Source organism: Paenibacillus sp. YN15 (genome assembly GCF_003285005.1).
Taxonomy (GTDB): domain Bacteria; phylum Bacillota; class Bacilli; order Paenibacillales; family NBRC-103111; genus Paenibacillus_AR.
In genome coordinates this window covers 106841-120666 of sequence record NZ_QMFA01000012.1, presented here as the reverse complement: position 1 = coordinate 120666, position 13826 = coordinate 106841, and the positions used below count along the sequence as shown (strand labels likewise).

8 protein-coding genes are annotated in these 13826 nt (G+C 56.5%); all 8 read left to right on the top strand.

Annotation, left to right across the window (positions count from 1 at the left end; all coding sequences use genetic code 11):
- Positions 1-7 precede the first annotated feature (7 nt).
- The 8 genes from DQG13_RS30745 to DQG13_RS12245 all read left to right on the top strand — a co-directional run bounded on the left by DQG13_RS30745 (position 8) and on the right by DQG13_RS12245 (position 13771).
- On the top strand, positions 8-1315 hold the full coding sequence (locus tag DQG13_RS30745) for a WD40/YVTN/BNR-like repeat-containing protein (RefSeq protein WP_181592724.1): 1308 nt from the start codon (positions 8-10) through the stop codon (positions 1313-1315).
- Positions 1316-1524: 209 nt separating this feature from the next.
- Complete coding sequence (locus DQG13_RS12275) at positions 1525-2487, top strand: ABC transporter permease (protein WP_113020056.1); 963 nt, start codon at positions 1525-1527, stop codon at positions 2485-2487.
- A gap of 14 nt (positions 2488-2501) precedes the next feature.
- Positions 2502-3371: a carbohydrate ABC transporter permease gene (locus tag DQG13_RS12270; RefSeq protein ID WP_113020055.1), complete on the top strand. Its 870-nt coding sequence runs from the start codon at positions 2502-2504 to the stop codon at positions 3369-3371.
- Positions 3372-3385: 14 nt separating this feature from the next.
- On the top strand, positions 3386-4909 hold the full coding sequence (locus DQG13_RS12265) for an extracellular solute-binding protein (RefSeq protein ID WP_113020054.1): 1524 nt from the start codon (positions 3386-3388) through the stop codon (positions 4907-4909).
- Between the two features lie 205 nt (positions 4910-5114).
- Positions 5115-6941, top strand: a complete 1827-nt coding sequence (locus tag DQG13_RS12260) for a sensor histidine kinase (RefSeq protein ID WP_113020053.1) — start codon at positions 5115-5117, stop codon at positions 6939-6941.
- Entirely contained in the window at positions 6938-8539 is a 1602-nt protein-coding gene (locus tag DQG13_RS12255; protein ID WP_113020052.1) for a response regulator, read from the top strand. Before DQG13_RS12260 ends, DQG13_RS12255 begins: the two co-directional genes overlap by 4 nt.
- Before the next feature lie 36 nt (positions 8540-8575).
- Positions 8576-11347, top strand: a complete 2772-nt coding sequence (locus tag DQG13_RS12250) for a golvesin C-terminal-like domain-containing protein (RefSeq protein ID WP_113020051.1) — start codon at positions 8576-8578, stop codon at positions 11345-11347.
- A gap of 36 nt (positions 11348-11383) precedes the next feature.
- Positions 11384-13771 carry an S-layer homology domain-containing protein gene (locus tag DQG13_RS12245; protein WP_113020050.1) on the top strand — a complete coding sequence of 796 codons (2388 nt, stop codon included), beginning with the start codon at positions 11384-11386 and terminating at the stop codon, positions 13769-13771.
- Positions 13772-13826: the final 55 nt, after the last annotated feature.

Here is a 13826-nt window from a genome sequence, read left to right as displayed (position 1 = left end):
GGTGTGTATGAACAAGAGGGGATTTGGCAGGTCTTTTTTGTTTTGCCTGTTATTCGGCAGTCTGGCGGTCCTTGCCCTCACCGGCTGCGGTGGGAAAGAAGAGGCTCTGCCGGAGGCGTCCGGTGCGGCGGCCACTCCGGCTGCTTCTTTTCCTGCGGCTGCGGTTTTAAGCCCTTCGCCATCCTCATTGCCCTCCTTATTGCCATCGCCTGCAGCAACGCCGGCCGAGGAAGAGACGGAGGTTTGGTTTCGGGTTGACCAGATGAGCTTTGCCGATGACAGGGTTGGCTGGATAGCCGGGGAAAATAAATCGGGAACCTTTTTGGGACTGACCTCCGACGGAGGCGGCAATTGGACGAAGGTTGGCACAAACGGCATGTATGTGACCGCTGTTGCTCCGCTGGAGCAAGACCGCGGGTTTATTGCCGGTTATTCGGGCTGCCGGGAGCAAAAGGGGATTCTGGGCTGCTTGGCCACAGGCATCTATGAAACATCTGACGGGGGCGCCCACTGGACTCCCCGGTGGGAAACAGAGGCGAAAGGCGTGAGCCCTTATACGGCCGATGTTCTGTCTGTCCATCCCCAAGGATGGGGATTTGCGGTGATGGATCACCGGCTTCTGCTCACCCGCGACGGAGGCGCCTCCTGGAAAGCGGCGGCGTTCACCGGCAAGCTGCAGGGGTTTGTGCCGGAGAAGGCGGTGTTTCCGGACCAGCGGCAGGGCTGGGCGGCAGGCTATAAGGCGCCGCCGGGCTGTGCGCCCCAGGGGGCGGAGCCGGCCGAGGCAGAGGCGGACTGCCGGATTCCCGTTGTGGCATATACGGATAACGGCGGCAGCGGTTGGCAGCTGGGGGAACTGCCGGAGGCAGAGCAGGGGCAGACGGTGATTGGCGTTTCCGCTCCGGATGCGCATACCGGGTTTGTCCTGCTGTTCAATCCGGCCAACCTGGAGGCGTCCTTCTACAGCGGCTCCACAGAGGAGCCGGGAAATTGGCGGCTGGTCAGCCAATTCCGCGGCGGGCGGCCTTATGCCAGGGATATGCATTTTCTCTCCGCGGACAAAGGCTTTGTTGCGCTGACTCCCGGAGCGGGGCCGATTGAAGGCGGGCTGATGGTTACGGCCGACGGGGGAAAAGGATGGGACACCGCCCCGCTTGAGGACATCATCGGCGTGACCCGGATCAGCTTTGCGGATGAGCGGTTGGGCTGGCTTCTGGCGGAAGCCAACCGGGAGCGCCATACGCTCTTGCGGACCCGGGACGGGGGAGGAAGCTGGGAGCGGCTCTCCCTTCCGGCGGAGGTTTTTGGCCGGTAGGCAGGCGGCAATCGGTAGAAAGGAAATCGTGCCATAACGGAAGCAAGTTTCCGTTATGGCATTTCTTTTTTCTCCTGACGCCACCCGGGTTCTGTCATCAAAGTATTATATCAGGCCATGGATTTACTATACCCAGCGGGATAAGGCAAACTTATAATAAAGCTGTCGGATATCCGAGAGTAATCGACAGCGAGAGGAGTGAGCACAACATGCAAGGAGGGGTAGCGGCAGAGGATCGCGGCGCCTTCAATCAGAAAGCAAGATTGGCAGGGCCCGCGACGAAGAACTTGCGGCGTTATTGGGATTTATACCTTATCATGATTCCCGGCATTGTGTATTTCCTGGCGTTTAAGTATGCCCCCATGTGGGGAGTCGTGATCGCGTTTCAGGATTACAATGTATTTGCCGGCATCACAGGCAGCGAATGGATCGGATTGAAGCATTTTATAGACATGTTTCATGACGCCGATTTTTTCAACATATTCAGGAATACCTTGCTCATCAGCCTCTACAAGCTGGTGTGGGGCTTTCCGGGGCCGATTATTCTGGCCTTGCTGCTCAATGAGGTCCGGCATATGTCGTACAAGCGGCTGATCCAGACACTGGCCTATCTGCCCCATTTCCTGTCCTGGATTATCGTGGCGGGCATTCTGAATAATATTTTGTCCCCCTCCACCGGTATCGTCAACGAAGTTCTGGGTTGGTTCGGCCTAGAGCCCGTCTTCTTCCTGGCCGATCCAAGCTGGTTCCGCACGGTGCTGGTTGCAAGCGACATCTGGAAGGAAATCGGCTGGGGAGCCATCGTGTACCTGGCAGCCTTGGCGGGAATTGACCCCCAGCTGTACGAAGCGGCTACAGTAGACGGAGCAAACAAATGGCACCAACTGCGCCATATTACCCTTCCGGCGCTGCTCCCGACAGTGGTCATCCTGTTTATCCTGCGGCTGGGACATGTGCTGGATGTTGGGTTTGAGCAGGTCTTTGTGCTGTATAACCCGATGGTGTATGGTGTGGCCGATGTTATCGAAACCTATGTGTACCGTGTCGGTTTGACGCAAGCCCAGTTCAGCTTCTCTACAGCCGTCGGATTGTTTAAATCGGTTATCGGTCTGATTCTGGTGGTCGCTTCCAACAAGCTGGCCAAAAAATTGGGCCACGACGGAATCTGGTAGGAGGAGGAGCAAGCATGAAATTAACCAGCAGTGAAAAATGGATGGCGGGAGTCATTTATGTCATGCTCGGAATATTTGCCGCCCTGGCGCTGGCCCCGTTCCTGCATGTATTCGCCCAGTCCCTGAGCAGCCACCGGGCCATCATGTCCGGCGAGGTGGGGCTTTATCCGGTGGATCTGTCGTTCAAGGCATACCATGAGGTGTTCAAGGACGATGCCTTTATCCGGGCATTTGTGGTCAGTGTGGAGAGAACGGCTTCAGGGACGCTGCTTAATGTGCTGCTGACCTGCCTATTGGCCTACCCGCTGTCCAAAGCGTATATCAACGGCCGCAGAATCGTGATGATGGGCATTGTGTTCACCATGCTGTTCAGCGGAGGCATGATTCCCACCTATCTGGTGGTGAAATCCTACGGGTTATTGGATTCGTTCTGGGTTTATCTGCTGCCGGGAGCCATCAGCGCGTTTAATCTGATCATCATGAGAAGCTTCTTCCAGAATGTGCCCCAGGAGCTGGAGGAGTCCGCCCGGATCGACGGCTGCTCGAATCTGGGGATTCTGTTCAAGATCGTCATGCCGCTGTCCATGCCGGCCATTGCCACCATCTCCTTGTTCCATGCCGTTGCCCACTGGAACGCCTTCTTTGACGCTGTTTTGTATATCTCCAATACGAAGCTGTTTCCGCTCCAGGTTTACCTGCGGGATCTGATCCAGCTCAATCAAAGCAACATCAATGTCAAGGACAGCCTGGAGCAGCAGTTGATTGCCAATGAATCGCTGAAGGCCGCTGCGCTGTTTGCCAGCACACTGCCGATTCTGATTGTGTATCCGTTTTTGCAGAAGCATTTTGTCAAGGGAGCCATGATTGGTTCTGTCAAAGGATAAAGGGGGATAAAAAAATGTCGAAGAATTATTCCAGATTGTCCGCTGTGCTGACCATTACCCTGGCGGCAGGAGCGTTGCTTGCAGCTTGCGGAGACAGCGGCAGCCAGAAAACAGGCGAAGCGGGTCAAACCCCGGCTGTCGAGGAAACGCCCAAAACCATCAAGGTGGTGGCCAATAACGGCTCAAGAAAGTATCCCGAGGGTATGGACGCCAACAATAATCCGTATATTAAATATGTGCGCGAGAACGCCAAGGTGGATGTTCAGTTGATTACGCCGCCTGCCGACGCCTACCTGGAGAAGCTGAGCGTGATGATGGCCTCCGGGGACCTGCCGGACCTGATGTATACCAATGACCCCAACTGGCTGGTCAATTATGTGAATCAGAAAGCGCTTCAGCCCCTGGATGAGCTGTTGGACAAATACGGCCCGGATTTGAAAAAGCTGATCCCCAAAGAAGCGTGGGACCATGTAACCATTAACGGCAAAATTTATGCCGTGCCGGTTCTTAACCAAATTCCCGCCAACGAAATCATGTATGTCCGCAAGGATTGGCTGAACAAGCTGGGATTGGCCGAGCCGAAAACGCTGGATGAATACGTCAAAGTGATGAAAGCGTTTGTGGAGCAGGACCCGGACGGCAACGGCAAGAACGATACAGTGGGACTTGTGGCCATGGAAAACCTGCAGCGGATGGGGCCGTTTTTGGGAGCCTTCGGCGTGCAGCGCAATCAATGGTATGAGAAGGACGGCCAACTGGTCAACAGCAGCATTCAGCCTGAAATGAGGGCGGCCCTGGAGTTTTTGAACGGATTGTACAAGGATAAGCTGCTGGATCAGGAATGGGCTTTGAATAAGCAGAAGAATCTGGAGGAAAAGGTGGCAAGCGGCAAGGCCGGCTTATTCTCGGCTGCCTGGTATGACACCCGGGGACCGATTCAAACCAACAAGCAGAATGATCCGAAGGCGGAGTGGGTGCCCTTGGAGTATCCCGTTGGCAAGGACGGTAAATCCGGCTCTGTAGGCTTAAGCATCGTAAAGGGCTACAATGTGATTCCGGCCACCAGCAAAAATGCCGACGCCGCCATCAAAATGCTTGATTTCATTATCGGCAAAGGCCAGCGAACCCTGGGTCTTGGTTTTGAGAATGAAATTTGGGCCACGAAAGACGGAAAGTTCACCATGGATTTTGAGGAGCATAACAAGCATATCTACCGTTTGACCCTTGGCGAGCTGGTGCTGCCTACAGAATTTCTGAAGGAAAAGAATGATGCCCTGGGGATGCAGTTCCGGCTGAATGAGAACATCGACCGCATCTTGAAGAATCCGGTGAAGAGCCAGTTCCTGGGCACTCCGACGCCGGCCATGGGCAAATACGGGGTAAAGCTGGATAAGATGGAATCGGAAGTGTTCAACAAAATCGTGATGGGCGTGGCGCCGATTACCGATTTCGATAAATTCGTCGACGATTGGAAGAAGCAGGGCGGAGACGAAATTACCAAGGAAGTAAATGACTGGTACAAGGGCCAGAAGAAGTAGGCAATAGGGTTGCCGCATGATTGGGGAGGGATGGCGCTTGGCAGGCGTCATCCCTTTCTCAAGCCCGTCCCCGATGAGGGGCAGCCGGTTATCCGCGGCATCGTCCGGCGAGTCCGGAAACGGGATGAAGCGCCTGCCAAAGCAGGAAAACGGCGGCCATTAGCAGAAATGGTGAAGCAGCATTCAACAGATTGGGGAGGTTATCATGCTGCAAATCCGCTCGACGCAAATGAGGCTTACTTGTTATTTTCTCCTGGTGCTGCTGCCTCTGGTCGTGGTCAGCCTGTTTGCTATCCGGCAGTCCCAGCATGCGCTGGAGATGCAGGCGGGAGAACGAAGCGGGAACGCGCTGAAATCCTCCATTGAATATCTGGATCTGACCCTGCAGGGGATTGAGGACATCTCCGCCATGGTGGCAACCGACGAGAATTTGCTCGGTTTGCTCAGCCGTACGGAATCCCAGCTGAGTCCCCAATTGATTTATGACTTTCAGAATGTGGTGAAGCAGATTGCCCATGTCAATTCGCAGAATCAGGTCATCGCCGAGATTTCCATCCTCCATTCGCCCTCCGGCATGATGATTTCCTCCAAATCGGGAGGCAGGCGGATGGAAAACTTCGAAACACAGGACTGGTACCGGGAGGTGGTGGAAGCCCGGGGACGGAATGTTTTGTTTGTACCCGACAGGACCGAGTATGATTCCTACCGAAGTCCGGACCCGATTTTCAATACCCAAAACATCACCTTCATGCGGGTCATGGACCTGTACGGCGGATATTCCAGCCGCAATATTCTGGCGATTACCATCAGCAAGAATATGCTGCTGGGACTGGTCGGGCATCTGTCCGATTCCAACAATACGGATTTGTCGCTGTTTACCGGCAACGGGGTCTGGATCGCGGGAACCTCCGGCAAGGTCAAAGCGCTTCCCCAGTGGGATGCCGGAGAATCGGATTTGATGATTCAACAGCCTGACGGCGGCAAGGAAAAGATGCTCTATATCCGGGCCCAATCCCCCTATTCCAAATGGCTGTTCCTCATGTCCCAGCCGGAGAAGGAATTGCGCAGGGAAACGGAGCCTATCCGCAAATTTACCTTCGTTATTATGGGGGTCAGCATCGTTCTGGCGCTGCTGTTCTCCTGGATTTTATACTCGCGGATTTCCTCTCCTCTGGCTCTGATCTCCAAAGGAATGAAGCAGTTTCAGATGGGCAATCTGGATGTCCGGCTGCGGAAGCTCCGGGAGGATGAGTTTGGTTATCTGGTGGACTCCTTCAACCGGATGACCGAGCAGCATCAGCAGTTTATCCGGGAGACGGTTGAGCAGGAGCTTCGGCTGGCCAATGCGGAACTGAAGTATTTGCAGTCCCAGATCAACCCCCATTTTCTGTACAACACGCTCAATTCCGTCTATTTGATGGCCAAAGACTACGATGCCCAGGATATTGAAGAGATGGTCATTAATTTGTCGCGGTTCTACCGTTTGAGCCTCAGCAAGGGCGTGGAGACCTTTTCCGTCAAGGAGACCATGGAGCATCTGATGTACTACATCCGCATCCAGCAGATCCGTTTCGTGGACAGGTTCCAGGTTGAAATCGACATGTCGGAGGACAGCCAGCCGGTTCAGATCCAGAAGCTGCTGCTCCAGCCCCTGGTTGAAAACGCGATTCTGCACGGTCTGGAGAAGAAGAAGGATTCGGGCCTGCTGTCCATCCGGACGGAGCTTGTGAAGCAGCCCTCCGGAACCTTTCTGTCCGTGCTGATACGCGATAACGGCCCCGGCATTGAGCCGGAGAAGCTGGCATACATGCGCGCGGAGCTGGACAAGCTGCAGCAGAAGGATTTGTACCTGAATGCCGAAAAGTACACCTCCGCCGCCCAATTGTTCGGCTTGCGGAATGTGAAGGCCCGGCTGAAGCTGATCTACGGCAAGCTGGCGGAGCTGCGGATTGACAGCGATGGACAGCATGGAACGGATGTGCTTGTGCTGATTCCGCTTCATGATGCGAAAAAGGGGGATACAGGCGTATGATTCTGTACATTGTTGAAGACGAACCCAGGTTCCGCAACTATCTGGCCCGGTCCATCGAATGGGAGGAGCTGGGCTACCAGGTCATGACGGCGGAAAACGGGCTGGAGGCCTTGAAGATGAGCGCCCGGGTCAAGCCGGATATTATGCTGATGGATATTCAGATGCCAGAAATGGACGGGTTGGCCCTTGCCGAAGAGATGTACCGGCGGGACCCGTCGGTGAAGATCATTATTATCAGCGGCCATGATAATTTCGCTTACGCCCAGATGGCAATGAAATACGGAATCTCTAAATACTTGTTGAAGCCTGTGCCGGATGGGGAAATCATTCAGGCCGTTCATGAGATGGCGGAACAAATTAAGCAGGAGTGGGAAAAAAAGCATAATCACGAGCGGCTGGAACGGCAGTGGACGGAGCATCTGCCCAAGCTGAAGGCCGACTTTTACCTGAATGTCATGAACGGCCTCTATTCGGACTGGGAAATCCATAAGCGGAGCCGGGATTTGGCGATTGATCTGTCCCGCTTCCGCGCCAATATTGTGGCCGTTGCCCAGATGGACCCGCTGTCGGATACGGAGACCCGGTTCAGCGGCAAGGACCGGTTTCTGCTCCAGTTTTCCCTGCGCTGCATCGCCAATGAGCTGATTGGGGAGGAAGGCGGCTGTGTGGTGCTGGATGATCCGGACGGGAACACGATTCTGTGGTTTGCCGATGAAGGCGTATTGGAGGAGCCGGAGTTTTTTCAAAAGGTGAACGCCCTGCTTGCCAAGCTCACCTCGGTGGTCAAGGAAGTGATGAAGCTGACGGCCAGCGTGGGAATCGGCTCCTGCACCGGCTTGGAAAGCGCGCCGGAATCCTACAGGCAGGCGAAGCTGGCGCTGCAGGAGCGGGTCCTGTACGGCCATGATATTGTCATTCCCTACACAGAGAAGGCCGGGATGGGGAAAACGGAGTCGGACCGGAATCAGCTGCTGAAATTGCTGGAGACCGCACTGGTTACAAGCGATCAGCAAGGCGCCGCCGTGCTGGTGGAGGAACGGGTTCACCCGCAAATCCTGCAATGCGCCACGGTTGAGCAATTCCAGGAGCTGCTGCTTTCCATCAACAGCATGATGATCCGGATGATGCAGTCCCAGGGCTGGTCGGTCAGCGAGGTAACAGGCGACGATTATCACTATTTCCTTGATTTGAAGCAGCTGAAAACCAACGAGCAGGCCTTCCAATGGCTGACCCGTGTTGTCCGCTGCATCACCGGCTATGCTGGCAGGCAGAGAAATTCCGGACGGGACCATCTGCTGCAAAAAATCTTCGCCAAGATCGAGCAGGAGCTGGATCAGGATTTGACCTTAAATTCCGTGGCGGATTCCCTTTATATTAACCCGTCCTATTTAAGCCGGTTGTTCAAACAAGAGACAGGCAAAGTCTTTTCCGGCTACATTATGGAGCACAAGATGGAGAAAGCCAAGGAGCTGCTGCTAAGCGGCTGCAAGGTGCATGATGCGGCGCTTGCCACGGGCTTTAAGGAAGACAGCTATTTTATCCGGGTATTCCGCAAATATTGGGGAACTACTCCGGGCGAGATGAGACAGGGCAATTGAAGAGTAGTCTTATGGTAAATAAAAGGAGGTTGCGTCATGTATCGCAGTTTTATATCCAAGCTGTTAATCGCGGTTTTGCTTGCCGCCTTGATCCCATGGCTGCCGGCAGGGCCTGCTGCCCATGCGGAGCCCGCGGACGGGTTTGAAATTTGGGTGGACAATGCCAATTCCTACAACACCGACGGCAGCACGTTCATTAAATCGGCAGGAAATTGGAGCGCCAATACCACCAGCGTCAATGCGGTTTATGGCACCGTATTCTCCAGCAATGATCCTGCGGTCAGCGGGACATGGGTTCCCAATATTCCGGTAGCGGGGGATTACGAGATTTATATGAGCTGGGTGGCCGCCACCAACCGGTCCACAGCGGTGCAGGTGGAGGTGCAGTATGACGGCGGCGTTGACACTTCCGTCACCGTTGACCAGACCAAGAATGGAAGCGCTGCCAACAGTCCCGTGTGGAACCGGATCGGCCTCTACAAGCTAAGCGCCGGCACCGGCAATTATGTGAGACTGGGCGGCGTCGACGGCGGCAAGTATCTGGTTTGCGATGCGGTCCGGTTTGTTTACATTCCGCCGGGAACAACCATCCCCGACCCCCATCCGGCTACGGTGCTGGATGATGCGTCCCCCCACTTCAGCGTGGAGGGCAATTGGATCAGCCAAACAGCTACCGAAGGGGTATACGGCGAGCAATATACCCGGACAGCCGATGGCGCAGGACATGCCGGTTCCATGGCCAAGTGGAGCATCCCGTCTGATCTGCGGGCCGGGTACTACGATGTGCATATGATGTGGAAGGACGGGCCGGACAGAGCGGATGCGGTTCCCTTGGAGATCAAATTCGACTTGGGGCTGGATACGGCGAAGACGGTGAACCAGCAGACTTACGGCGGCCAGTGGAACTATATCGGCACGTACCCGCTTTCGCCGGACTACGGGCAATATATTGCGGTTGCAGGCAGCGATAATGGCGTTACGGTAGCGGATGCGGTCAAGCTGGTATTCCGCGAGGCTACGCCGGAGGCAATCCCGGTGCAGGTGCCTGCCGCTGTGGAAATGCCGGTACAGGCGGGAGAAGAGGCGGTTCTGGATAACCATGTGTCGGGAGTGTTCAAAACAACCGGCGCCTGGACAACGGCAACGGGGGACGCGGGTTATGAGGGACAGGATTACAGGCTGGCGGTTAATGCCGATTCCGGCACAACGGCGACATGGACTACTCCGGCTATTTTGACCCGGGGCAAGTATGAGGTTTATATGAAGTGGCCCTCCGGCCCGGACCGGGTGGATGCGGCTCCGGTATATATCCGCTCCTCGGACCGTCTGGATGTATTTTTCGGGGGAAAAAGCTTTTATCAGACAGACCTGTCGGGAAAGGTGAACCAGCGGGAGCATGGCGGCGAATGGAATAAGCTGGGGACCTACACCTTCTATGAGGGGAAAACCTACACCATTAAATTAGTGGGCGGGGATCAAGGGGTTCTTGCAGCCGATGCAGTCAAGCTCAGGCTGGTCCAGCCGGAAACCGTACCTGTCAAAACAGCGCCTGAGCATACGGGACAACCGTCCAGGGTGGAGATCATTCGGGACAGCGAGGGCAATTTCAGCCTGCTTCGGGACGGGCAGCCGTATGAGATCAACGGGATTTGCAGCACAGAGGGGATGGAAATCGCTGTTTCCTATGGAGCCAATGCGGTGAGAACCTATGGAACCACCCATTCGGATACGGAAACCTGGGACATCTTGGACAGAGCTTACGAAAACGACGTTGGCGTGATGCTGGGCTTCTGGCTGGCGCAGCAAAATGCGGGCATCGATTATTCCAATCCGGCGTATAAGGCGATTATCGCCAACCAACTGGAGAATTTCGGGAAAACGGTGCTGAAGTACAAGGATCATCCGGCGGTTATTATGTGGGCCATCGGCAATGAAGCGGACAAAGGCAACGGGGATATCTTCTATCATATTAATGAAGCCGCAAAAATTGCCCATGAGCTGGACCAGAACCATCCCACCGTCAATGTGCTGGCAGGCTCCTCGCCCAGCAAGATTGTCAACATTCGCACCAAGGCTCCGGAGATCGATATCATCGGAATTAATTCCTACAGGGCCGTGGGAAATATCTATAACAATGTGACCAACCCGGAATTGGGCGGCTGGACCGGCCCTTATATGGTAACCGAATACGGGCCGGATCAGATGATGGAGGTTATGAAGGTGAATAATATTGCCCCCATCGAGGACCCCAGCGATACCATTGCCACTTTGTATAAGGACAGGTACATGGCCGAGATTGCCGGCCGCCAGGACAGAGTGGTAGGCTCGTTTGTGTTCAAGTTTGCCGAAGCCATGGGCAGTACGGGCACCGTCACCTGGTATAACCTGCTTTTGGATAACATGAAGACGCCGATTTTGGATGAAATGATGAAGGTATGGACGGGTGAATACCCGGCCAACCGCGCTCCCCGGGTGTATGGGCTGACGGTGAACGGGATCGCTTTGGATCGTGATACGGCCAGCGAGGCTGTGTTTGCTCCGGGTGAGCGGGTTGCGGCAACGGCTGTGGCCGGCGATTATGAGCAGGACGGACTGGCCTACGGCTGGGAGCTGCGCTATGAGATGGGCACGGACACCAGCAAACCTCCCCAGGAGATTCCCGAGTTTATCTACGAGGTCAATCCGCAGGAGCCGGGCGGCATCTTTATGTATGCCCCGACTCTGCCGGGGAATTACCGGCTGTATGTGAAGGTATACGATGGCCACAACAATATCGGCACAGCCAACTTTCCGTTTCAGGTGCAATAAAGAACGGTGATTCGGCAATAAGGAGGAGTTCCTGAAATGAAGATCAGCAGCTTCAAAAAATGGTTGACCGGGACGGTCATACTCGGTTTGCTTGCCGCCGGGATGCCGGCAATGGCAGGGATGCCGACAGCGGCTGCGGCGGCTGCCGGGGAAGGGCAGGGGCAAGCGGACCTGGCGGTTGGCAGCTACGTCCAGTTCGGCGCTTATAACGGGGCGCCTGTCAGATGGAGAGTGGTTCATCATAATGACAGCGGCAGCGCTCTTTTGCTGGCGGAGCATATCGTCAGCCTGAAGCCCTTTGATGCCGACGGGGACGGGCTTGAGGAGGACGTCCAGCGGCATTTCTACGGAAGCAATGATTGGGAACGGTCCAATCTGCGGGAGTGGCTGAACAGCGCTGCGGCGGAGGTGGCCTATACCTCCCAGGCCCCGGATAATTTTCATGTGGCGGCCTCCTTCAACGATTATGCGGCGGAGGCGGGATTTCTGCACGGGTTTACCGCAGGCGAGCTGGCTGCCATTCAGCCCTCCGCCAACAAGGTCTATCTGTCTGCCGCCGATTCCGGCCGGAAGCAGGCGGGGACAGCCGTTCGGCCCTGGTTGGGGGCAACGCTGGAGGAAGCGGGTCAAGCCGATCCCCAGGCTTATTTCCATACGGTTACTGACCGGGTATTCTTGCCGAGTGCGGAGGAGTTGTTGAGGCTGCTGGTGGCGGAAAACGGCTGGTCCCATCTTCGTATGCCCACTGGGGAAGCGCTTGTGCAGTCGGAATACAAGAATGATTCACTGCTTACCGGTTCCAGCCCATGGTCGTATTGGCTGCGTGACCCTTATGCGGAAACCTCCTACGGGGTAAGGGTGGTGTCCAAGGAAGGGCAAGTGGTCACCGCCCATGCCAACAGCGGCGCTGTGGGTGTGGTTCCGGCATTGTTTCTGAAAAGCGGCGTTACGGTTGCGGCGGGAGCGGGTACGGCGGCGGAGCCGTATACCATAAGCTGGAGCGAGCCGCAGGAGGAACCGGGGCAACCGGAGGAGCCGGAAGAGCCTGGGCAAACGGAGGAACCGGGGCAAACGGAAGAGCCTGGGCAAACGGACCCGGGCCAGGCTCCGGCCGGGTCTTCAGGCCCGGCGGCCACCCCCACTCCGGGAATGGAGGAGCGGGAGGTGCAGCTTGGGGCGTCTGCCGTGAAGCTGTCGGATGAAACGGCTCCGGACGGCAAAGTGACAAGGATAGCCGAGCTGCAGGGAGACGGGCTGAAGACCGCTTTGCTTTCACTCGAGGCCTCCAAGGGCGGCCAAGCTGCAGCGGCGGTTCTGGCGTTGTCCGAAGCCGGGGCGGATGCAATTCGGGTCCATATTCCCGCCCCTATTCTTGCGGCTGTCCCCGATGCGGCTCTCCATGCCGTTTTGTCCGTCCGTACGGAAACGAAAAGCCTTGATCTGCCGCTGAAGGGCATACCGGTGACGGCATTGGCCCGGCAGTGGGGCGTTGAAGCGGATCAGCTGCGGATTGTCATAGTATTGCGGCAAGCTGAACCCGGCGCACAGGAGCAAATTGCTGCCCAAGCGGCGGCGTTGAGCAGCGGCAGGCTTGTTTCGGAGGCGGCGGAGTTCAGCGTTTATGCTGAAGCGGGTGACAAGCGGACGGAGCTGGAGCCATTCGGTGGAATGTATGCAACGCGCGGAATTACGCTGACGGCGGAGATCAATCCGGCCAAAGCCACCGCCGTCCGGTATGACCCGGCTTCCGGGAAGCTAATTTTTGCGCCTGCCCGCTTTACGTCCGACGGCGGCAAAACGATAGCGAAGATCAAACAAACCGGCAACGGCGTGTACACGGTGATTCAAGCGGACAAAACCTTTGCCGATATCGAGACCCATTGGGCCCGGCAGGAGATCGAGCAGCTGGCCTCCAAGCTGGTGATCGTGGGAGTAGGCGGCGACCGCTTTGCGCCGGAACAGCAGGTGACCCGGGCTGAATTTGCCTCCCTGCTGGTTCGCAGCCTGGGCTTGCCGGAGCAATCCGGCGGGACGCAGCCGTTCGCCGATGTGCAGGCGGCGGACTGGTACGCTGAAGGAGTGGGAGCCGCTGTCCAGGCCGGGCTGCTGAACGGCTTCGAGGACGGCACCTTCCGCCCCGGCGAAGCCGTTACCCGTGAGCAGATGGCCCTTGTTATTATCCGCGCCCTGGGGATCGTCGGCGAGGAGGGTGAAGCCGGGGCTGCCGATCCGGGCCTGCTGGCTTCCTTCGCCGATACCGCCCGGATTCAGCCCTGGGCCCGGGAGGCGGTGGCCGGGGTTGTCCAAGGCGGAATCATGACCGGCGTATCGGAGCAGCGCTTCGCCCCGGAGACCGCCGTTTCACGGGCCGAGGCGGCCGTTGCCCTTGCCCGCATGCTGCAGGCGGCGAAGCTCATCGACTAGGCCGACGCAGCTGCCGCTTAAATAGCGGAAAGTCGTTTTCCGCTATTGCCTGGCA

Coding starts and splice junctions, on each gene's coding strand:
- DQG13_RS30745 (WP_181592724.1), top strand. CDS start 8: ATGAACAAGAGGGGATTTGGCAGGTCTTTTTTGTTTTGCCTGTTATTC.
- DQG13_RS12275 (WP_113020056.1), top strand. CDS start 1,525: ATGCAAGGAGGGGTAGCGGCAGAGGATCGCGGCGCCTTCAATCAGAAA.
- DQG13_RS12270 (WP_113020055.1), top strand. CDS start 2,502: ATGAAATTAACCAGCAGTGAAAAATGGATGGCGGGAGTCATTTATGTC.
- DQG13_RS12265 (WP_113020054.1), top strand. CDS start 3,386: ATGTCGAAGAATTATTCCAGATTGTCCGCTGTGCTGACCATTACCCTG.
- DQG13_RS12260 (WP_113020053.1), top strand. CDS start 5,115: ATGCTGCAAATCCGCTCGACGCAAATGAGGCTTACTTGTTATTTTCTC.
- DQG13_RS12255 (WP_113020052.1), top strand. CDS start 6,938: ATGATTCTGTACATTGTTGAAGACGAACCCAGGTTCCGCAACTATCTG.
- DQG13_RS12250 (WP_113020051.1), top strand. CDS start 8,576: ATGTATCGCAGTTTTATATCCAAGCTGTTAATCGCGGTTTTGCTTGCC.
- DQG13_RS12245 (WP_113020050.1), top strand. CDS start 11,384: ATGAAGATCAGCAGCTTCAAAAAATGGTTGACCGGGACGGTCATACTC.